The organism is Paenibacillus zeisoli (assembly GCF_003994465.1).
GTDB lineage: Bacteria > Bacillota > Bacilli > Paenibacillales > Paenibacillaceae > Fontibacillus > Fontibacillus zeisoli.
Genome location: NZ_RZNX01000003.1, coordinates 442044 through 464224 on the forward strand (window position 1 = coordinate 442044; position 22181 = coordinate 464224).

Genomic DNA, 22181 nt, shown 5'->3' on the forward strand with positions numbered 1-22181 from the left:
ATAGAGGTGAACTTGTATGAAGAACCCAGGTGATCAAAGTACGAATTATTACAACAGCTCCAACCTTAAGAAGGTGCCCGAACTCATTCGTCTGGCTCCACAGGCCGCTGAGTCCTTCTTCGCATTTGAGAAAGAAGTATATCATGAGCTCCACACCATTCCCCTTAAGACTAAAGAGCTCATTGCGCTGGCCGTTGCTCACGTGACAGGCTGTCCTTATTGCATTGATGTACACACTCAGAAGTTCAAGTCGCTTGGCGGGACACGTGAAGAGATGTTTGAAGCCGTACTGGTAGCAACCTCAACCCAGGCCGGGGCGGTTCTGAGCCACGCCACCCATTCCCTGCTTGCCTTTGAGGAGGAGCATTCGCCACGTGAGGAAAGAACCGAGGAGCCTCCTAGCCCTGGCACACCGAGCTGTTTCTGTTAACTTCTTGCAAAGCCTGCTTGCCCTCAGCTATACGGCCTTTACGTTCCTCTTGCAGCAAAAGAAAGCCCGGCCCCAATCGGCCGGGTTCTCTCTATAGGGGCAGTTGTTCGAATAATGTCCGATTATTCACTGCCTTGTGTTATTCTGAATCGCCTTGCTCACATCATAATCGGTTAGATCGATATCCGGCTGCATGCCCAGCGCTAACTTGGCCATCTGGCTTCCGATGAATGGGCCCATCGTCAAACCGGAGGCGCCAAGGCCGTTAACCGCCAGAAGTCCCTCCCAGCCCGGAACCGCTCCAATTACCGGCAGAAAATCAGCTGTAAAAGGACGAAATCCCACTCGTACCTCCTGAAAAGTGCTGTCTGCCAGACCCGGCGCCCAAGTAAGGCATTTGCTTATAATTTCATGCATGCCCCCTGGAGTTACCCGCGTATCATAACCTTCAACATTATTCTCATGCGTCGCCCCCACCACAATCTTCTGCTGCTCAAAGGCAAGCAGATATTGATCCGAAGGCGGCATCACGACCGGCCAATCACCCGTATTCAGCTTCTCGTCTGGGAGCTGCAGATGCATGATCTGGGCTTTCTGATATCTCACCTGAAAATCAACACCCAAAGGCTTCAGCACCTGCCCCGCCCATGCTCCTGCGCACACGATAACCTTGTCAGCCGGGTAGCTGGTTGCTCCGCATATTACGCCCGTTACACGGCCTGCAAGAAATTCAATCTTAGCGTCCTCATGGATTAGCTCAGCCCCATTCCTCACAGCAGCTCGGAGCAAAGCACCGCGCAGCGCACGCCCGTCGACCCGGGCGGCCCCGCTAATATGAAGGGAAGCATATCCTTCCACGAGCAGGGGAAACTGCTCGCGGGTTGCATGCTCATCCAGCCGGGTAATCTCACCGATCTCCGGTGCGTCTTCGAGGCGCTGGTATGCACGTTCCTCCATTTTGCCGATTCTCTCAGGATCTATATGTATGTTAAGAGCACCTACCCTGGCATAACCCGTCTCGGTCTCCCCTTCTCGTTCAAGCTCTTCAATTAGAGCCGGGTAATAACGCGCGCCGGCCTTCGCCAGCTGGTACCACGCCTTATTTCGCCTCTGGGACAGCCATGGACAGATAATCCCTGCGGCCGCATCCGTAGCCTGTCCTTGTTCCTGTCGATCGATAATAAGCACATCCGTACCAAGCTTAGCTAGATGGTATGCCGTAGATGCGCCGGCAATTCCGGCACCAATAACAATGACTTTCATGATAATTCCAGCCTTCCTGCTAACTGTCTTTGTATAGTAATGAGATCTATATAAATGAAACTAATGATTTACATGCTGGTCAGCCGTATGAAATGTTCCTACGATCGCTGTTGTTCTCAGACTTCTCCATTGAATTTTTAGAGGTAGAAGTCTAATCACAAAGCATAGGCTTCCGATGTAGCTTTCTTTCAGAAAGCTTTCAGAACGCTCCGCTTCTCCAGAATCATTTCACACTCTTGCCTATAAGTAATTCTTACTGCATTTAGAATTTTAACATGTCTCTTCCCCTTCGATACACTTTCCTGCATGTAATTCTTGAGACTAATTCTATTGTGTTCCGAAACTTCTCCATAATTTAACTGTCTATAGTAATAATCATTCAAGAGGAGGTTCAATTTTTGTGAGGAAATTTCTAGCTTATCTGTCACTAAGCTTGATGTTACTAGCTTCATCGGCATCCGCCGCTTATGCCGCCAGTCCCGCACCCGGTGAAGGAAGGGCACTCAGCGGAATTGTGGACATTGACTTTACGGCTGAGGGAGATGGAACCGGGCTTGCGCTGGACAGGAATGGAACAGTCTGGTATTGGCACGGCAACGAGCCAGCCAAACGCGGGCCAAGCGTCCCAGGTGCTGTGAAGATAACCCCCAAGCTGCTGCTAAAGCGGGACGGAACTGTATGGGAATGGAAACCAGGCTCCTCTACCAGCCACCAGGTGCAGGGCTTGTCAAGTATTCGCAAGATTTCGAGCAGCAATGCCGGCAGCCTGGCACTGGATAACACCGGCAATCTGTGGGCTTGGGGACAGAGCTGCCAGGTGGCCATCGCGGCGAACTCCAAGCTTGTCCAAGATATGTGCTCTGATTACCAGGCCCGAGATCCGCTGCTGGATCAGCCTATCCTGATTACCCATGACATCGTTGATGCTGATATCAATACAGATCTTGCCTTCGCTCGCAAGGACGGTCTTATTGAGCAGTTTTATTACGGGGATAATGTACATTCTGGGGCGAATAGCTACCGACTTCCAGGTAACCGCAAAGTGGTATCTATATCAGAGAACGCGATGTCTGCAAATCGTGGTGCCGTGTTCGTATTCGCGGATGATGGAAGTCTTTGGTATGGTTTTAATGGCGGCAATCTGCATAAGATCGCACACAACTCTGCCTTCCGTTCCATTGATGCAGGGTACGAGGCGCAATTGGACAGTCTCGTGACCGATTCAAAGGGGCAGGTATGGACAACTTCCTGGAACTCCGACAATACCAGCTCTTCCATTAAGCTAAAGGGACTGAGCCATATCGTGAAAGCTGTGGCCCGGTCGATCAACAGCGGCTTGGCCATGGATAAAAGCGGCAAGGTATGGCAATGGGGCAAAACGAAATTGACTTTGAACTTTACCCACAAGGATAGTCCCCTTAACGGATCCCCCAAGGTGCTGCCTGTGCAGCATGAGCTGACTGTCAGCTGGAACGGTGCCAACCTACCGCTCACATCCGCACCTATACTGCGTGACGGATCGCTGCTTGTACCGATGAGGGAGCTATTCGAGGCTTTCGGTGCCAAGGTAGATTACAACAATGGCCAAATCCACGCTTCACGGGGCGAGCGGACCCTTTGGCTGACCGTGTATAGTAAGACGGCAACCATAGATGGAAAGCAATCGTTGATGAGCACCGCATCAATCTATGTGGATGGTAAGACCTACGTACCGCTGAGGTTTTTGTCTCAGGCTCTCGGAGCTGCGGTGGAGTGGAAGGCTGCACAGGGTGATGTGTCGATCGTACTGAATAAGTAATAAGGGGGCAAATCATGGGCAGATTAGTTCATTTTGAAATTCATGTTGATGACATGGAGCGTGCCAAAAAGTTTTACGGAGATGTATTTGGGTGGACCTTTGAGGATTGGAGCGAATATGCGGGAATGCCCTACTTCGGAGCCGTGACCGGCGAGGCCGCCGAGCTCGGAATTAACGGAGCTCTAATGCAGCGCCAGGGCGCATCTCCACAGCCTGGGCAGGCTTTGAATGGCTATGCCTGCACGATGGGAGTAGAAGATTACGACTCCACTGAGGCACAAATTCTTAAGCACGGAGGCAAGATTGCACTGCCTAAATATGCTCTGCCCGGTATGGCGTGGCAGGGGTATTATGTAGATCCCGAAGGGAATACGTTCGGTATTCATCAGCCGGATAAGAATGCGAAATAGCTGAACTACTGCAAATAAACAGGCACTTCCCTTGAATAGGAGAAGTGCCTGATTCTAAATTCATATAATAACTCTAACTCATCTAGTTTATCCACTCTGATTTGACCAACAATCCACACGAAAATTGCAAGTATGAGACATAAGCAGGTGTGAAACATTGGTTCATCAATGGGAATCGGCAGATGCCTCCCCTCCCAAAACTGTAAAGATTGCCTATTTTTTTGAAATGGGATACTATAAAAAAAAATCCACACAACTTACTCTTTCAGTTCGTTCGGCAGTAAGGTGCAATCGTTTGCACTAAGTAGCAGCTCTGTTCCTTCGCTCTTAATAGAAACACTTTAATCTAGAGTTCGCTCGAGTTCACCTTATGTCGATTATGTTTACAGATGTCGCCGACATACGACGCCGCGCGCATTCCATATTTCATTGAGCTTGCCCGGGCAGCCGACGGCGCAGATCGCGATCGTTGATATGGTAGCGCTCTCTATGTCATGAGTCGAATGGCCAAGCTCGGCTGCCTTATTCTACACGATCTTGCCGTAATCAGATTTAATAACATCGTCCTTCGAAACTTACGTCTCCCCTCTGTTCAGTTGATCTCGGCTTATATTCAGATGAGCTGCAGCACATTGTAATCCCACATCATTTTAGCCGCCAGAGAATCGACGATTACCGCTTTCGAAGTGACGATGAGCCTCAAAGATGAAGCTTAAGTGAGGGGGGTCACGTACGTCATGTCCGCAGACCAAAAGATACATAGGGAAGTCTTATTCGACCATTGGTTCCAACATGCCGGGGCCGGTTTGGCGGTTGTTTCCAACGAGGGCGCTTTATTAATGGTTAACGAATCGTTTTGCCGGATACTCGGTTATACGGAGCATGAACTGCAGCCGAAGTTTTTTCATGAGATCATGCAATTCGGCGAAGCGGCCGCAACCAGCGAGCTGCTTGCACAGATCGAACAAGACAGACGACAGCCGCAGCGCCTGGAGCAGGCGTTCGTCCGCAAAGACGGCCGAAGGGTATGGATGCAGCTGCATATTACTATCGCAGACAGCGTTATGCAGCATTTTCTCGTTGAGATGCACGAAATCTCGGAACAGAAACGGCTGGAACAGCAGTTGCGGGAATATGAAGAACGATTCCATTCCATCTTAGAGAACCATCCCGAACCCGTCTTCTTATACTCTGAATCGGACGGGCTCATATATATCAGTCCAGCATGCGAGAAATTAACCGGATATAAGGCGGACGAACTGCTCTCGAATCCTTACGCGATCCAGGTGCACAACTTAACTTCAATTGAACAGCAGTTTGAATCGGCATTACGAGGGGAGCCGCTCAACTTCGAAATGTCTTATCTTCACAAAGACGGACGTACATTGTACGTTAATGTCACTTCTGTTCCGATTACGTGCGGCGGCAAGATTGAATCGTTGTTCTGTATCGCGAAGGACGTTACGAACGAAAAGCTAAAGAGCGAAAGGCTGGAGCAGGCAGAGAATTTGTATCACCTGATTTCGGAGAACTCGCAAGATATTATTACAATTACCGACAAGTCCGGAATCGTCCAATACACTTCGCCTGCGATTACGAGAGTGCTTGGGTACAAGCCGGAAGAAGTGATCGGTCTTTACGGCGGCAATCAATGGGAGCAGAACGAAGTACGGGAATTTGAAAATTCGTCACCTTTCCAAGACTCGCTTGAGGTACTCGTAACCGCCCCGAACTTACATAAAGACGGTCATATCGTATATATGGAGAACAAAATACGAGCGATCTGCGATGAGCAGGGGGAGATCGTTCAATTTCTTGCGATCGCCCGCGATATTACGGAGCGGCTTGCAGCGGAAGAAGGATACCGGCGAATTGTGGAAGACTCTCCGGATATGGTCATTATAACCCGCGGGCAGCAATGGCTGTTTATTAATGAAGCCGGTACAGCCCTGATCGGCTGCAACGATAAGTCCGAGGTCATGCAAAAACCGTTTATCCAATACATCGCTCCGAAGTATCGGGATTTGATCGAAGCGAGGCTGCTTGAGGTTGCCGGCGGTCAAACCGTTGAGTTGATTGAACATAAGCTGATTCGTGCGGACGGGTCCATCATCCATGTCGAATCGAAATCGATGCCGACCGTTTTTAAAGGGGAAGCTGCCATTTACACGGTCATACGTGATATAACAGAGCGGAAAAAGACGCAGGATCTGCTGATCAACTCGGAGAAGTTGTCCGTCTCGGGCCAGCTTGCCGCCGGGATCGCACATGAGATCCGCAATCCGCTTGCCGCGATCAAAGGATTTTTGCAGCTCATGAGGTCCGGGCAGCCGACCAAGCAGGAGTACCTCCAAATTATTTCGGAAGAAATGATCCGAATCGAAGATATTTTATCCGAGCTGCTTGTGCTCGCTAAACCGCAAATTTCGAAGCGTGTGCCGAAGGATATCGGGCAATTGATCCAGCAAACCGTCACTTTACTCAGTACGCAGGCGATTTTGAACAGCATCGAGGTCATAGTTTCGACTGACGACGAACTGCCGCTGCTCGTGTGTGACGAGAATCAAATCAAGCAAGTGATGATCAATTTTATTAAAAATGCACTCGAAGCGACCGCTAGCGGAGGAACCATTGAAGTCAGCGTCCGCAAGTTAAATTATGCGGCAATCGAGATCGAGATTCGCGATACAGGGTGCGGGATCTCCAAGGACCGACTGGCAAGGCTCGGCGAGCCTTTTTATACCACGAAAGAAAAAGGCACCGGACTCGGGCTTATGGTCAGCCGCCGCATTATCGAAAGCCACGGCGGCACCTTCTCGGTCACCAGCACCGTCAACGTCGGCACATCGGTCATCCTCACCTTCCCCATCGAGCGAGCAGATGAACGGATTGGGATGCCCGTTCATTAGCCGCGGGCGGTGAATCGTACTTCCCCTCCATTCAGCAGCTACGCGTAAAGGCCCCTTTTGATTACAAAGGGGCCTTTGCCTAGCTGAACTCAATCAAATAGAAGCTCAAGAACTGCCTGTTCCTAAGCTCCCATCTGTTTACAGCGTTACCGCCCGGAGTCTGAACCACCCGCTTTGATAGTCCTTCTGCTCGTAGGCAAGGGGCAGGCCTAACTGCATGAGCCGGTCTCCTCCGTGAGTTGACATCTCCTTGCCATTGCCCGCCTGCACTTCATATTCAAGTTCCGGATTAAGCCCATCAAGACGCAGACTTCGCAGAGGCGGGTTCGGCACGGCCATCACTTGGAAATAGTAGACGATAGCCTCCTCTTTGTCCTCCGATACGATCATCCAGGCTGACTCATTTCCTCGGAATGGACTTTTAAGCCGATACAAGTCTCCCTGCTGAACCAAACCGCGGATCTCCTTATAAGCTGAGACTTGACGCCTCACGATCTCTTTCTCTTCATCGGTAAATTTCGTCAGATCCAGCTCATAGCCGAAGTTCCCGGACATGGCAACATCTCCCCGGAACTCAAGCGGGGTCATCCGTCCAACCTGATGGTTCGGCACAGCCGACACGTGTGCCCCGATGGCGCTAACCGGATACACCAGGCTGGTGCCGTACTGAATCTTCAGCCGCTCCACTGCATCGGTATTATCGCTGGTCCAGGTCTGCGGCATATAGTGGAGCATGCCGGGATCGAAGCGCCCGCCGCCGCTTGAGCAGCTCTCGAACAGAATATGCGGGAATGCCGTAGTAATGCGCTCCAGCAGTTCATACAATCCAAGCACATAGCGATGGGCAGTCTCGGCTTGACGTTCAGGCGGCAGAGCGGCAGAACCAATCTCCGTCAGGGCCCGGTTCATGTCCCATTTCACGTAAGCGACCGGCACACTTGTGAAAATAGCTGAAAGTGAGTCATAGATGTAATCGCGCACTTCCTTGCGGGTGTAATCGAGCACCAGCTGCCATCTGGCTTCACTGCGTCTTCTCCCCGGAACATGGAGGCACCAGTCCGGATGCTTCCGATACAGCTCGCTGTCCGGCGAGATCATCTCGGGCTCGAACCAGAGCCCGAACTTCAGGCCCTGCTCGTTCACGCGCTGCGCAACATCCGCTAGCCCGCCCGGCAGCTTCCGTCGGTCCTCGTACCAATCGCCAAGGGAGGAGTTGTCGGAGTCCCTAGTGCCGAACCAGCCGTCATCCAAGACGAACAGTTCGATCCCAAGCCTTGCCCCCTCTTCTGCAATCGATACCAACTTATCCGCATTAAAGTCGAAATAAGTAGCTTCCCAGTTATTGACCAGAATAGGCCGTTCTTCATCCCGGTATTTCCCCCGGCATAGCCGAGTCCGGTACAAGCGGTGATACGTCCGTGACATGCCTCCAAGTCCCTGACCGGAGTAGACCATGACCGCCTCGGGCGTCTGAAAGCTCTCCCCCGGACTAAGCAGCCATGCGAAGTCAAAGGAATTCAGGCCCATACTAAACCGTGTGGAACCGAAAGAATCCACTTCAGCCCCGGCTTCAAAGCTACCGCTGTACACAAGGCTGAAGCCATATGCCTCACCATGGTTCTCGGTTGTCTCCGAAGTCACCAATGCCGCAAAAGGGTTGAATTGATGGCTGCTCATCCCCCTTTTGCTATCGATCCGGGTCTCGCCTTGATGAATCGGTCTCCGGACCATATTCGCTTCCCGGGCCCATGCTCCTGACAGGTACACCATCTCCAAGTCACTCTTGCCCGAGAAATCAACACTTGCGCTTAGAGCACGGCGAAGCCGTAGGCTCTTGTCTCCCCCGTTACTCAGACGGGCTGAACGAGTGATCACATTACGATTCGCATAGACCGTATAGCTAAGCACGACCTTAAGGCCTGAATAAGCATCCTTCAGATCCAGTTCCAGGGTCTCCGCTTCGGATTCATCCTCCGTATATACGGCCGGGAGCCCCGGTAAGGACGGCTTTCCCTCAATAATCCGGTATCCGTCATACCGCAGCTCTGTAATCCGGGTTCCATCCTCAAGCTCCGCTTGGTACGCCGGATTCCGGAAGTCTCCGCTCCCGTACTGCGGATATTCCTGGGGCAGCCGATCAAGCCCCGCCTTCGCCGGGGTATGAATCAGCAGATCGTCCATGGAATCCCGGTGCCTCAGCCTGCCTCCCCAGTAGACGTGCAGCGGATACCCGTCCACGATCTGAATCATATAACTCATGCCAGCCGACTGCAGATGAAACAGCCCGGTGTTCTCCTGAACCATTACGCTCATGAATATACATCCTCTCTTTGGCAGCCTTCTCCCATAAAGCATGCAGGCTTGAATCTAGTTAATTTTAATATGTCTTAAAGCTTGATTCCCCTTACACACAGCGGTTGTATTCTCAGAAAGAAATATATTATATTTCAGTCATGCAGTACATGGCATGACGCTAACAAAACATGTTAAAATGCTAGATAATATGAAGTTATAAAAATAATATACTAAATGAGAAATGAGAGGGAAGATCCGCCATGATTGAATATTTGCCGCGCAGCAAGCATCATTCAGAACTCTATTTGACTCAATTTGGTGTGGAGGATTGTATACCCGGACATGATTATGGGCCTGCTGTAAGGGAGCATTATCTGCTGCACTATATTTTGGACGGGGAAGGAATCTATGAGGTCGGTGGGAAGAGGTATCCTCTGCGGAAGGGACAGGGGTTCTTGATTTGTCCCGATGTAGTTACTTATTATCAAGCCGATACCGCCCGCCCTTGGTCTTATTGCTGGGTTGGCTTTCATGGAACGCTGGCTGAATTGCTCCTTAAGCAAGCAGGTCTGACGCAGTCCTCCCCGATTCTCCACTATGAAAAAGACGACTTGATCTACCAATACCTACAAATGATGATCGAGTCGAAAAGTTACCTTAAAGCCCAAGAAGCCCGATTGACTGGACTCTTGTATTTAATGCTGTCGCTCATCGTGGAGTTCGGACCGGCAGCACCCCCCAGTGAAAGGGAAAGCCTTGCGGAGATGTACGTGGAGAAAGTCACGGATTTCATTGAAATGAACTATGCTCAGAAAATTACGATTGAGGATATTGCCCGTTTTATTGGACTGAATCGAAGCTATTTGGGCTCATTATTCAAAGAACGAATGAACACAAGCATCCAGGAGTATCTGGTTCGATATAGAGTTAATAAAGCGTGTGAGATGATGGACAAGGCCGACCTATCGATCGGCGATATTTCCCGCTCGGTCGGCTACAGCGACCCGCTTCTGTTCTCCAAAGTGTTCAAGAAGCTAAAGGGGCTTTCACCCAAGCATTACCGGATGAAACCATAATCCTCCCTCCGACCGATCACAAATCCATCTGCAGCCCAACTAACTAATGGACGGATTCATGTAAAATAACAGGGTAGCAATTCTTTCAAGTTCAGGAGGGATTTCATGTTCCAGCAGCGTACAAAACGGGTATGGGTCGCAATGATCGCCATTCTTGCTTTAGGAGTCAGCGTATATTTAGGGGTACAATATTTTGGCTTCGGGGCAGCCTCATCAGGCATGATACAAGATAAAGTCAACAACCAGCATCTGAAATTATCCGATCTTTATTTCTTAGTTCTCTACCTTCATATAACCGCAGGAATCATCGCCATTTCCATCGGATGGATCCAATTTATCGACTCCATCCGTGTGAAATACCGCGGCCTGCACCGGACACTCGGTGCCATTTATAGCGGCTGCGTATTTTTCTCAGGAGCCTCCGGAATATTTATCGCGTTCAAAGCCACCGGCGGATGGATTTCTACTGTCGCCTTTGTGCTTCTCTCCCTCTCTTGGCTCTACACCCTGACTAAAGGCCTTCGCGCAATCGTAGTTGAACAGAATCTGCATAAGCATAAAAGCTGGATGCTTCGCAATTATGCCCTAACCCTGGCAGCGGTAACACTGCGCATCTACTTGCCTATATGCATGCTCCTATCCGGATTCGAAGATTTCAACGTATATTACCGCGCCATTGCCTGGATCTGCTGGGTTCCCAATCTGATCTTCGCCGAATGGATCATTAGACGTATTCCCGCGAGGCAGTCTCGCTCTCATAGCGCCTCCTAAGGTCTATCTGCATGTCTCCACAAACTGCTCAATCCGGCCCTTGATCTCATCACGAACCTTCCGGAACTGGCCCATAATCTCTTCCTCTGTACCGGTAGCCTTGGCTGGATCCTCAAATCCCCAGTGCCATTTGGTTACGCCCGGATTAGAGATCGCCGGACAATGCTCATCAGCATGGCCGCACAACGTAATCACATAGTCGGCACGATTCAGAAGCTCAGGATCAATTACGTTAGACGTATTGCTGCTAATATCTACGCCAGCTTCCTTCATGACCTGTACCGCCCGCGGATTCAATCCGTGGGCTTCAAGGCCCGCGCTTGCCACTTCATAACGGTCACTGCCAAGCGTACTCAAGAAGCCATCAGCAATCTGACTGCGGCAGGAGTTGCCTGTGCAAAGAAAATAGACTAATTTTTTATCCATGAGAATAACCTCTTTCCAAATTATATTTATGAAATTACCCGCAGCCACAAGTATAGCCCGGTCAGTGCAATGAACAGCGTTGGGATCGTCAGCACAAATCCAATTTTGAAATAATATCCCCACGTGATTTTAACACCTTTACCAGACAGAACATGAAGCCATAACAAGGTCGCCAAGGAGCCAATGGGCGTGAGCTTAGGGCCGAGATCGGAGCCAATAACGTTCGCATATACAAGGGCCTCCCGAATTGCACCTTCGGTCTGCGTTCCCTTGATCGCTAAGGCATCGATCATCACCGTAGGCAAATTGTTCATAATTGAGGATAGGACTGCGGCCAAGAAGCCCATTCCTATCGTGGAAGCATACAGACCTTGCTCTGCAACCCACTCGATAAGATCTCCCAGCTGGTCTGTTAATCCCGCATTTCGCAGGCCGTACACCACGACATACATTCCAATCGAGAAAACCACAACGTTCCACGGGGCGCCTTTGATCACCGTCTTAAGTTCCACTGCCGGACTTCTCCTAGCTGCCAGGATAAAGGCGATCGCGGCGATTCCAGCAAATAGGGACACCGGTACAGCAATAAACTCGCTTAAGAAATAGGCTGCTAATAGCACACCCAAAATGACCCAGGAGAGTTTAAACATCCGCATGTCCTTAATAGCTTCATGAGGTTTTCTCAGCTCATCGACGTTGTAGGTTCTGGGAATACTTTTGCGAAACACGAAATAAAGTACAAGAATACTAGCCGCCAGCGAGAAAAGATTAGGTACAAACATGCGAGCCGTATACTCCATAAATCCAATATTGAAGTAATCCGCCGACACGATGTTCACCAGGTTGCTCACTACGAAAGGCAGCGAGGTCGTATCTGCGATAAATCCGCATGCCATAATGAAAGGCAGGACCATCCGGCTGTCAAATTTAAGCGCCCGCACCATAGCCAGAACAATCGGGGTTAGAATCAGGGCGGCTCCATCATTGGCGAATAAGGCAGCAACCAGCGCGCCCAAAAGGACAACATAGATGAACATCCTGATCCCCTTCCCTTTGGCTGCCCGAGCCATGTGCAGAGCTGCCCATTCGAAGAAGCCGATCTCCTCTAAGATTAGCGAGATAAGAATAATAGCAACAAAGGTGAGCGTCGCGTTCCACACGATCCGGGTGACATCCGCCACATCTCCGAAAGTCACTACCCCGCAGATCAGGGCCAGAGCGGCTCCACCAAGCGCAGACCATCCAATGTTAAGCCCTCTAGGCTGCCATATTACGAACACAAGGGTAATCAAAAATATAAGAACAGCAGCGTAAACCATATGAACCTCCTGTATGTATCAAATGCAGCAATTATTGTCTTCACAGATGGTTTGCTGCTCAATCGCCTTCCGCTGGGAAGGGACGTGCCTCAGAATCTCACCCACGTAAGGCTTATCCTGGGTATTAAGGGAATAGTATACCCACTGGCCTCTTTTTGCCTCTGTAACCAATCCTCCCGCCTTTAACTTCCGCATATGCTGGCTAATATTAGGCTGACTTGTCTTAAGAAAATCTACGATTTCACATACGCACAGTTCTCTTTCATGAAGCAAGGTCATGATCGTCAGTCTGGTTCGGTCCCCAAGCAGCTTCAGGATATCAGCCATCCTCTCAATCTCAATGGTCATTAAATCTCTCCTTTCCACAGGGCGAATGCCCTCGATAACTATATAATGATCTGATTATATAATCAATTGATTATTTACTATCCACGCTATTCTGTAGATGGAGGCCCCTATGAACGCAATCTTTCAAAGTTTGGCACACCAGTACCGTAACGACCCGGAATCCGTGTATCAAATATGGTTCCTACATAACGAAGAGCGATTGAAAGCATTTCGTACGATTAAGTCGGGTGTACAAGATGTTATCCAGGCCATTCAGACCCGAACCTTTGGGAATGACTTTAAGGGTTCCGTGTTGGAGACCGTAGTAACCGCAATTTCTGAGCAGAAACAGATTTTCTATGGGGCTGCTCACGCTTTTTACTGGAAACCTAAGCTGCGTATCCCCGATATTTACGAGAACGATGAGAATCAATTGGCCTTTGGCCGCTTCCTGCAGGCTTGTCTTCATTCACAGCAAGAAGAGCAGGTCGTCGAAGAGATTATTAAGCTGGATCGGCTTCAAATTAAGGGCCTTGGTCCTGCAGCGGCCAACATCCTGTATTTCCTGCATCCGACTCTCTTCCCCCCTTTCAATACCGCAATGGTTAACGGCTTTAATCTCCTATTCAACCAGAAAATAAAGCTCGGCTCTTGGATGGCTTATCTGGACATGCGAGACAAGATTATAGAAGTGAATAACGAGTATCGTACCCTATTTTCAAAGGACTTAGGCGCTATTGCCGGCCTTCTCTTCGAAGTAGGTTCAGGACGTTATGTGGTAGAGGAAAACGCGGAGAAAGTTTTACAAGACATCATAACAAGCCAAAATAAAAATAACTTGAAACGGCGTAAGGAAATTATGGAGGACTCTGCAGAGAGCAGCGAGCATACCGAAATGCAGGCCGAACTAGCCCGGCTCGGGACTTCGCTTGGTTATCAGGTCTGGATTGCTCAGAACGACCATAACCGGGAATGGAAGGGAAAGAAGCTTGGTGAGCACTCAGTCCCTCGCCTCCACTTACCCGAAATCCCTCATCAAACAGCTCAGACTATCGCATTGATTGATGTCCTTTGGTTGGATTCGTCTGGCCATATTGTGAGTGCCTTTGAAGTCGAGAAAAGCACGTCCATTTATTCCGGTATTCTTCGTCTTCATGATCTCTCTCTGTCGGTTGTGAATAACAACTCCGTCCACTTCTATCTGGTCGCGCCAAACAAGCGGGAGAAGGAAATTCGTGCCCAATTGCTACGACCTGCCTTTAGACAAGGAACCAATCTGGCCATCTCCTATATTCTTTTTTCCGAGCTTCGCTGTCATTGTGATGCCATGTGCAAATTTGGTTCCGGACTTGATGTCTTGGATAAAATCGCGCAGACCGTCTAAGACCTGCCCGCCGAACCTCTGAATTGAATACCCATAAGAATTAACTCACATTAGGATTAAAAAAAGCCAACCCCTATGATCACCAGGTTGGCTTCTAACTCTTCAATCAGCCTCTTGAGAACGCTTAGAGCGCCTCCGGCTTCGGTCTCTTTAAAGATGTCACCATCATCCCGATACTGATCACAAATAAGATCATGGCTATAAATTGGGACGTGGACAGCAAGCCCACATTGCCGCGTATGATATCCCCTCTGTAGAATTCAAGCACGAACCTCCCTGCGCTGTACAATAACAGATACAACGCCGCGACCTGCCCGTGAACCTTTTTCACTCTGGAGAAGAGTACCAATACGAAGAAGAGCACAAAATCGAGCCCGCTTGAAATCAATTGGGTGGGAATCAAAGGAACACCGCTCGGGGCAAATGAATTCTCCGGGAATACGACCCCGAACCAACCGGATGTCTCCTGGCCATAACAGCAGCCCGCAAGAAAGCAGCCGATTCGGCCGAATCCCTGCGCAAGCGCCACCGAGGGAATGATCAGATCGAAGTACTGCATGAAATGCAGCTTAGCCTTGCGGCAGTACAGATACCCGGCCAGGATGCCCCCGATAATCCCCCCATATACGACGAAGCCATCGGTAAAGTTCAGCAAAATTGCCGGGTCCTTGACGATGCTGCTTATCTGAGTGATCCAAAACAATATTTTGGCTCCTGCTATTCCGCCCACCAGGCACCAGATGACCAACGACGCGATATGGTCGCCCTCCAGATGTTGGCGCTTGGCCCGATATACGGAGACCACATATGCCGCGGCGATCCCCAGTGCAATCATCAAGCCATAACCATGAATCGTAAGCGGCCCAATCGTGAACAGGTCGTTATGCATACGCTTTCACCCTTTCTATCATAATTTATTACGCACACAAAAAGTCCCTATCAGGGCGATGCTCTGTCTGTATTCTGTAGGATAATTGCTTGCTGTGTCAATCACTATTTCCCAAATATGGGAATTGTCTAACTCGCTGGCTAAGTCTACTCTTTGCAGATTGTAACTTTACTAAAACAACCGTTCCCCGGCTGATTACCGAGAAGCGGTTGTTGTTTAAACGTATCTTTTCTGTCTATTAAAACTCATGCATGGTCCGATTCAATTCATCGGCAAGCTCCGCTACCTTCATGTCGGCTTCACCGATTTCCTTTAAGGTCAGCGCGAAGCTGCTCATCTCCTTGTTGCTTCGTTCATTCTGTTCCTTACTGGTAAGGCTTGCGGCTAAGATCGCATCAAAGCTCTTTACTGTATCCTGCACATTCTCGTTAGCAGACTCGGTTTTGGAATGGATCTCGTTGATCTGCTCTACGACATTCTCGATTTGATGAGTAGTTGAAAGAACCAGCTCGGAAATATGGTTCGAGTAGAGGCTGGTCTGCTCGGCCAATTTTCTGACCTCGGAAGCTACAACAGAGAATCCCCTGCCATGTTCTCCGGCTCTGGCTGCTTCAATTGCCGCATTTAAAGCCAGGAGATTGGTTTGTCCTGCAATTGAGGTAATGTCGGCCATGATATCACCGATTTCCTGTGAATTCTTCTCCAGCGAGACGATGTTAGTGCTAATATGGCTGACGCTCTCATTTAATGAGATCATTTGGTCTATGACTTTATCGAGCTGCTCTCTTCCCGTTTCGGAGGCTTCCGAAGTCACAATGGACGATTGCAGTCCCTCATTCAGATCCGACATGATCATCTCCGAACGAACTACCGTATCCGCCACCGAAGCTCCCACTTCTTCTGACATTGCCGCCAACTCCTCGGTGATCCCTCCGATGGTTGATTTAACATTTTGCTTGGCTTGAATTTCCTTGGCGGCAATAGCCTCATTTTGCAGCTCCTGCATGGCGGATAGGCTTAGCTGGTGCTCCAGGTTAAAGACCTTTCCGGTCACTTTGGAGGCAAGAACATAACTTTCATAATCGCCCTTGTATACCTCAGATAAGACATCCAAGACGTTATCGGTAATCGCCTGGAGCGCACAAAGGTACCATCTTACCTCAACCCCAGATTTCAAATAGAACTTACTCAATCCGTACCTGATTTCGGCATACCTGTCATCAATATTTCCGCTAAAAAGGCTGGCTAAATGCTGATAACTGCCCTTTATATCGATACCTATAGCCGTCATATCTACCACCTTTTTGGTACCCGGAAAAGGATTGTTGTAGACAGGAGTGTATATTCTATCCATGTTAGCTATAATATGCGGCTGCAGCGCCTTGGCAATCGCCAGGTCCTCCTGCGTGAAACCGATGATCTCCAGCTGCTGCTTCAAATTGCGATCTCTTTGAATATCTACCTTCACCTGATCCTGAAGCTTCTGAGCTTCCTCCCTAACGGAAGCTGCCTTTTTAGAGGATGCTGCCTTCTCTTTCTTTGCGAATAGTTTCATGATGCCTTACACCTCGGTTACAGTAATTTTCGTGCCCTATGTATATATCATTTATATCGGTATTTTGAGAGATTTATAAATAGCCGAAGGCCAAGGACGGCCTGCGGCTTAGAGACGAATAGGAGAGTCTATTTTATTGGATTGAATCCTCATACATGTCGATATACAGACTTCCGTCTAATTGGAGCTCTGCGTAGAACACTTGATCTAAGGCATGAATGCCCGCCTTCTTTAATTGTTGGCCCAGCCAGATATCAGAGACCCGACCTGTTTTTTACCAAGCAGGCGTGTCAAAACAAGCAGAACAATGAAAGACACTGCCGTACGAAATAGGATTTCCCCATACGTCATGTATCAAGCTCCTTGTATAACAGATGGTTTTATGTTGGCCTTTCTCTCCATCGCTTATACTTTGTTATGGGCAAGTTTTTTGCATTGAATGGGCATAATAGATTCAATGATGTGTGAAGGGGAAGGAGCTGCTGATAAGAAAATGGATCATCCCTATGTGATTTTACCCGAAGAACAAGCGCCTGATGGTATAGAGCACTGTGAAATTTGCGAATTATCCAGGCAGCGCAGCCGTGTCATCTGGGGAGAGGGAAATCCAAAGGCCCCGCTGATGATGATCCTGGATAATCCCGGAGCCCGGGAGGACCCAGCAGGGAACCCCTTCCTCTGCGGCACCAGGGAGACACTCCAATTCGGTATGAGAGAAGCCGGGATAGATGTCCACGATATTTATGTCACCTACTTGCTAAAATGTAGACCCAAGCGTGCCTACAATAAACCCGAGGCTAGAACGGCGTGTCTCCCTCACCTGCAGATGCAGCTCCTTCAGAAGCAGCCGCTTGTATTATTTGGATTTGGTAATGTCGTAGCGGAATCCATATTCCCAGATAAAGAGAATGCCAGTGTAAAGGAGTTACGAGGCAGCTGGTATGAGTATCAGGATACGCCCATCAGCTTTACCTATCACCCTCTTGCCGTAAGGAGACGGCCTAACCTACTTAGGTTTTTCGTAGAAGATTTGAAAGCTTTGAAGGCGAAGTGGGAGGAGGTTCGGCAGGTTGGGATATAAATATGAAGTTGTTAATCGCCTATTTACAAATCAAATTTATACTGAATGTAGCACAACAAATCATCTCTTTTTCGAAGAAAGGAATCCACCGCATGGGTATCCATACGTATTTTCAATCCCTAACTGATTTAGAGAGAATCATTCGCTGCCCAGGTAAATTCAAATTTCAGGAGCATAGCGTTTCGGCTCACTCTTGGAAGGTCATCCAATACGCGAAGACGTTGGCCGATATTGAAGAAAGCAACGGAGTCACCGTGGATTGGAAAAAGCTATATGAAATTACGAGCAGTCACGATTACGGCGAAATCTTTATCGGGGATATTAAAACGCCCGTTAAGCACTATTCGTTAGAACTCCGAGCCATGCTGCAGAAAGTAGAAGAAGGTATGGTCGAACACTTCATCGAAGAGAATATTCCTGAGGACCTCAAGCACATTTTCCGCAGACAACTGCGCGAAGGCAAGGATGATTCGGTGGAAGGCAGAATATTAGAAGTCGCCGATAAAATGGATCAAATCTACGAAGCCTTCGCAGAGCTGCAGCGCGGGAATACGGAGAAAGAGTTCATCGTCATGTACCGAAATGCCCTAATCAAAATAAAACAGGTCAAGCTTCATTGCGTCGAGTATTTTCTCCAAAATATTTTACCCGACTTAGTCAGCGAAGGATCCAGATCTCCAATCGATATCGAAAAGATAACGAATGAAGCGTTAGCTTCCTAGTTCCGTTGTCTTTAATGTCGAATGAATAGACGAGCGACGACGATCAGATTATTGACCCCGTCTATATTCTAATTGATCTTTTCTGATGCCCAGCTTATGACGGTGTTAGCGAATATACCTGCCACTCAACTCGCTTGCCTTGCCAAGCAGTCCCTCCTCTTGCGCTTTGTTTATAGCGTCATCCCTGTTATTGACCCCAAGCTTTGAATAGAGGATCGATACATAGTTACGAATCGTACCTTCCGAGAGGATCATGTTGGCAGCAATAGTTTTATAACGGAGTCCCTGAAAAAGCTGCTCCAATATGTCCAACTCGCGTCTTGTTAATCCGTACGGATTAGATCCTACAGATCCTCCCCCCTCCTTTAGACGCAGGCTTTGCTGCTTCATCTCCTCAAACACCTGTTCCGCGATTTCTTGTGTAATAGACGTCCCCCCCATATGAATGAGCCGGATTGTTTCTATTAACTCTTTTGGCAGGATCGACTTCAACAAATAGCCGACTGCTCCGTTCTGAAGAGAAGTCACCGCTTGTTCTACCTCACTGAAGGTGCTCATCATAATAACTCGAAGATCAGGCCACTTTTCCTTTATCACTTTCAAAGCTTTGATACCATCCATTTCGGGCATACGAACATCCATTAAAATGACATCCGGATCTACTTGTTCGCACAAGTCGATTGCGGCTTTCCCATTCTCCGCCGTACCTACAATCTGCAAGTCCTCTTGTTCATCCAGTATCATCTTAAGGCTGTCTACAATCAACTGTTGATCATCTACGAGCACAATCCGAATCTTGCTCTGCAAATTTTCATGTCTTGGCACGGTACACAGGACGAGAGTCCCTTCATTAGGATCAGAATGGATAGACATCTGGCCTGACAGCTCTAACATCCTCTCCTTCATTGTAGAAAGTCCGAAGCCTGGTAGAAGCTGTTCAGCGCCTTTTCCATTATCCTCAATTTGAATCCTCAATTGCTTACTTTCGAAGTGTAGTTGAACCTGAATGAATGTTGCTTGTCCGTGACGCGCCGCATTCGTTAAAGCTTCCTGAAGACAGCGGTACAGCGCCAGTTTAATTTGATTGGGCACGGAATACTCATCACCCATTGTACGAAACTTAACTTCTATGCCCGTTGTATCCTGAAATTTGTTCACCAGCTTTTGCAGCGATGAGGTAAAAGACGCATGGAGGCTGGGCATCGACATCTGATGCAGATGTTTCCGAACCTCATCAAGCCCATTGCGCGAAGAGTCCAGGAGGGCGTCCAATCGCACCAAGTGATCGCCAGTGACGGCTGGACGTAACGACTCCATCCCCATAATAATGGAAGTCAGTGTATGGCCGATCGTATCATGCAGCTCCTTCGAAAGCCGGTTACGTTCTTCGATTAACGTCATCTGCTCGATTTGGACCACGTGTTGCCCCAGAATACGATTTTGCTCCCGAATGATCCTGCCTTGGTTATGAGCGAGAATAGCTAATTGAAAAGCATAGCCTAATGTAAAAACGATCCCGTAGTTCAACATGACATTAAAGAGGATTTCCGTCCAATCCTTGCCGGTTACGGTGCAGACGATAAACGGTACGACCCCAATAGACAAAAACGCTGTCCATCGAGAGGACTTGTTAATGCTTAATAAGCCGATAACAAAGCCAATCGGGATAAACCCCCATACATTAGATAAAGAATACAGGTTTAAGAAAATAACGAAGCCACCCGATAAAACAATCTCTGAGATCAAATACCATCGCCGATTAAATTGTTGAATCAAGAACGGTATAGAGAAAGGAAGAAAGGAAAGCGCAATAGAGGCCCAAAGAGGCATTGGCAATTCATTCGTATAATTCCTGCACAAACCGATAACTTGCGTGATCCACCATCCGATACGTATACCAAATACGACCCAATCCGGCCACGACCAGCGTATCATCATTGATTTCATAGACTACCTCAATCCTTCACCTGATTGTTGTCAGATTATACCATATCCTGTTCCCTTAAGAAGAGCAATCCCTGTCCCGGTTGCCCAAGAAAGGGATTGTCGTCATGCTCTTACTTCATATGGGACGGGCTTGTTGTGCGAATATGGAAAACAATGTCGAACTGCTCTAACAGGGATGCTTCAAAGTAAACCGGTTCGTTCGGAACAAGTTGTCCCCCAAGGCTCAGCAACGGCTGCTTCTCTTTGACCCATTGATCAGCCTGTCCCTTAAGATGGCGATTATCCAACAAGAACATATCATATGGGACTTTTCCAAGCGTATCATTGATACTGTTCACATTCTGTGGAATCGTTTCTGCCTTAATCTTGCCCGAAGCGACATCACTGAATAAGGTAAACTGGCCCTCCGTCGTGGTGCTGCCAACGACGACATAATCATCACCTAAACGTCCCTTCAAAAATTTTCCTGATCCATCAGGGTAGAGATTTTTATCGATAATGCCTTTGGCTACGTGGATATTGTGTGCCCATAATATCGATTTACCGCCTAATACCTCCTGGACCCATATTAAATGATCGGCCATAAATTGTTCATGCAGCTTCAACATACTTGGATAGTCACTAGGCACCAACATGGTTGTGAAGTTCTCTATCGCCTTCGCTGTTGCTTTCGCCCAGACCAACTCAGATGAATCTTTCTCTGTATTTGCCTGTTTGGTCTTGCCATCGAGCAATCGGACCACGTTCTCAGCGTTGGACTTGAACTTTTCTTTCGCTTCTGGAGTCAGCTTCATATAATCAAGCAAGCTTCCAGTGACAGCCGGCATATCTTTATAATTTTTCTCCACTTCTGCCAGTGCATCAGGCTGATGCTTCTTCACATAATCTAACACTTGATTATAGGTATTCTGATCCATCCCCCTCAAGTCAAGCCCGATAAATTGGATCTTCTTCTTGTTTAATGGATCAGCATTATAATCCTTCATCCAATTTAGCATGGCTATAATTTCCTCATTCGGATACAAGAGTTTCAGAAATTTTCTCGGATTTCCTTTTCCTGTTTGGATGTATTCATTCAGCTTTAAACCGTCTCCCCAATCCAATTCTATTCCGAAATTCGTAAAGCCCATCTGGGTGACCATATATTTCACAAGGCGAAATTTCATGGTGAAGATTTCGGAGCTTCCGTGCGTATTCTCCCCCAATCCCACGTAATGGGCACTCCCAATCATGTTCTTAAACGGCTTTAGATCATCGAATGGTTGTGTCGGGTCTATCGTCTTCAACGGCTTTACCTGTGATTCAATCGATTTGACGATATTATTCTCGACCGGTTGTGCTGATTGGACGACTTCTACTGGTCGAGCTCCCTTGTCCCCGGCGCATCCTGCTGTTAGCATGGCTGCACTAACCAAGGCAACCATTCCACTGTACATCTTTTTCTTATTCATCTTCATCGTTTCCACCCCACCCGAATTATTTAAGCAAGATTGATCTGCAAGCTAACCCCATGCATCAATTGCTATAATCCGATAGTCACTTATGCACCATCACTTTTCATAGTAACAAACTGTCATGA

18 protein-coding genes are annotated in these 22181 nt (G+C 48.4%); 9 read left to right on the top strand and 9 right to left on the bottom strand.

The window, feature by feature from the left end; genetic code table 11:
• The first annotated feature begins 16 nt into the window (after positions 1 to 16).
• Positions 17 to 430 carry a carboxymuconolactone decarboxylase family protein gene (locus EJP77_RS10975; protein WP_127199272.1) on the top strand — a complete coding sequence of 138 codons (414 nt, stop codon included), beginning with the start codon at positions 17 to 19 and terminating at the stop codon, positions 428 to 430.
• A 126-nt stretch (positions 431 to 556) separates the two neighbouring features.
• On the opposite strand, the gene EJP77_RS10980 is transcribed toward EJP77_RS10975, so the two are convergent.
• A complete protein-coding gene (locus EJP77_RS10980) occupies positions 557 to 1696 on the bottom strand; it encodes an NAD(P)/FAD-dependent oxidoreductase (RefSeq protein ID WP_127199273.1) in 1140 nt (379 codons plus the stop codon).
• A gap of 397 nt (positions 1697 to 2093) precedes the next feature.
• On the opposite strand from EJP77_RS10980, the gene EJP77_RS10985 reads away from it, so the two are divergent.
• The 3 genes from EJP77_RS10985 to EJP77_RS10995 all read left to right on the top strand — a co-directional run bounded on the left by EJP77_RS10985 (position 2094) and on the right by EJP77_RS10995 (position 6810).
• On the top strand, positions 2094 to 3491 hold the full coding sequence (locus EJP77_RS10985; protein ID WP_127199274.1) for a stalk domain-containing protein: 1398 nt from the start codon (positions 2094 to 2096) through the stop codon (positions 3489 to 3491).
• A gap of 14 nt (positions 3492 to 3505) precedes the next feature.
• Positions 3506 to 3901, top strand: coding sequence for a VOC family protein (locus tag EJP77_RS10990; RefSeq protein WP_127199275.1), 396 nt, complete (start codon positions 3506 to 3508; stop codon positions 3899 to 3901).
• Positions 3902 to 4638: 737 nt separating this feature from the next.
• The gene (locus EJP77_RS10995) at positions 4639 to 6810 is read left to right on the top strand and encodes a PAS domain-containing protein (RefSeq protein WP_127199276.1); all 2172 of its coding nucleotides are present in this window, start codon (positions 4639 to 4641) and stop codon (positions 6808 to 6810) included.
• A gap of 138 nt (positions 6811 to 6948) precedes the next feature.
• Here EJP77_RS10995 and EJP77_RS11000 read toward each other — a convergent pair whose 3' ends face one another.
• Positions 6949 to 9123: an alpha-galactosidase gene (locus EJP77_RS11000; RefSeq protein WP_127199277.1), complete on the bottom strand. Its 2175-nt coding sequence runs from the start codon at positions 9121 to 9123 to the stop codon at positions 6949 to 6951.
• Positions 9124 to 9365: 242 nt separating this feature from the next.
• On the opposite strand from EJP77_RS11000, the gene EJP77_RS11005 reads away from it, so the two are divergent.
• Together EJP77_RS11005 and EJP77_RS11010 are read left to right on the top strand one after the other, a co-directional pair.
• Positions 9366 to 10181, top strand: coding sequence for an AraC family transcriptional regulator (locus EJP77_RS11005; RefSeq protein WP_127199278.1), 816 nt, complete (start codon positions 9366 to 9368; stop codon positions 10179 to 10181).
• Between the two features lie 105 nt (positions 10182 to 10286).
• The gene (locus EJP77_RS11010; protein WP_127199279.1) at positions 10287 to 10952 is read left to right on the top strand and encodes a DUF2306 domain-containing protein; all 666 of its coding nucleotides are present in this window, start codon (positions 10287 to 10289) and stop codon (positions 10950 to 10952) included.
• A gap of 3 nt (positions 10953 to 10955) precedes the next feature.
• Here EJP77_RS11010 and arsC read toward each other — a convergent pair whose 3' ends face one another.
• From arsC to EJP77_RS11025, 3 genes are read right to left on the bottom strand one after another with little or no spacing between them, the layout of a single operon-like run.
• Complete coding sequence (gene arsC, locus EJP77_RS11015) at positions 10956 to 11378, bottom strand: arsenate reductase (thioredoxin) (RefSeq protein WP_127199280.1); 423 nt, start codon at positions 11376 to 11378, stop codon at positions 10956 to 10958.
• A gap of 26 nt (positions 11379 to 11404) precedes the next feature.
• Positions 11405 to 12697 carry an arsenic transporter gene (locus tag EJP77_RS11020; protein ID WP_127199281.1) on the bottom strand — a complete coding sequence of 431 codons (1293 nt, stop codon included), beginning with the start codon at positions 12695 to 12697 and terminating at the stop codon, positions 11405 to 11407.
• 18 nt (positions 12698 to 12715) lie between these two features.
• Positions 12716 to 13045, bottom strand: a complete 330-nt coding sequence (locus tag EJP77_RS11025) for an ArsR/SmtB family transcription factor (RefSeq protein WP_127199282.1) — start codon at positions 13043 to 13045, stop codon at positions 12716 to 12718.
• 109 nt (positions 13046 to 13154) lie between these two features.
• Between EJP77_RS11025 and EJP77_RS11030 the strand changes: the two genes are divergently transcribed.
• The gene (locus EJP77_RS11030; protein ID WP_127199283.1) at positions 13155 to 14408 is read left to right on the top strand and encodes a hypothetical protein; all 1254 of its coding nucleotides are present in this window, start codon (positions 13155 to 13157) and stop codon (positions 14406 to 14408) included.
• 124 nt (positions 14409 to 14532) lie between these two features.
• On the opposite strand, the gene EJP77_RS11035 is transcribed toward EJP77_RS11030, so the two are convergent.
• Positions 14533 to 15297: a prolipoprotein diacylglyceryl transferase gene (locus tag EJP77_RS11035; RefSeq protein ID WP_127199284.1), complete on the bottom strand. Its 765-nt coding sequence runs from the start codon at positions 15295 to 15297 to the stop codon at positions 14533 to 14535.
• A gap of 238 nt (positions 15298 to 15535) precedes the next feature.
• Complete coding sequence (locus tag EJP77_RS11040) at positions 15536 to 16852, bottom strand: globin-coupled sensor protein (RefSeq protein ID WP_127199285.1); 1317 nt, start codon at positions 16850 to 16852, stop codon at positions 15536 to 15538.
• A gap of 493 nt (positions 16853 to 17345) precedes the next feature.
• Here EJP77_RS11040 and EJP77_RS11055 point away from each other — a divergent pair, with 493 nt between their 5' ends.
• Positions 17346 to 17933: a uracil-DNA glycosylase gene (locus EJP77_RS11055; protein ID WP_127199286.1), complete on the top strand. Its 588-nt coding sequence runs from the start codon at positions 17346 to 17348 to the stop codon at positions 17931 to 17933.
• A 92-nt stretch (positions 17934 to 18025) separates the two neighbouring features.
• A complete protein-coding gene (locus tag EJP77_RS11060; protein WP_127199374.1) occupies positions 18026 to 18655 on the top strand; it encodes a YfbR-like 5'-deoxynucleotidase in 630 nt (209 codons plus the stop codon).
• Between the two features lie 105 nt (positions 18656 to 18760).
• Here the strand turns inward: EJP77_RS11060 and EJP77_RS11065 are convergent, their stop codons facing one another.
• Both EJP77_RS11065 and EJP77_RS11070 read right to left on the bottom strand, forming a co-directional pair.
• Positions 18761 to 20602 (bottom strand): helix-turn-helix transcriptional regulator, encoded by a 1842-nt coding sequence (locus EJP77_RS11065; protein ID WP_127199287.1) that lies wholly within the window; start codon positions 20600 to 20602, stop codon positions 18761 to 18763.
• 110 nt (positions 20603 to 20712) lie between these two features.
• Complete coding sequence (locus EJP77_RS11070; protein WP_127199288.1) at positions 20713 to 22053, bottom strand: erythromycin esterase family protein; 1341 nt, start codon at positions 22051 to 22053, stop codon at positions 20713 to 20715.
• Between the last annotated feature and the right edge of the window lie 128 nt (positions 22054 to 22181).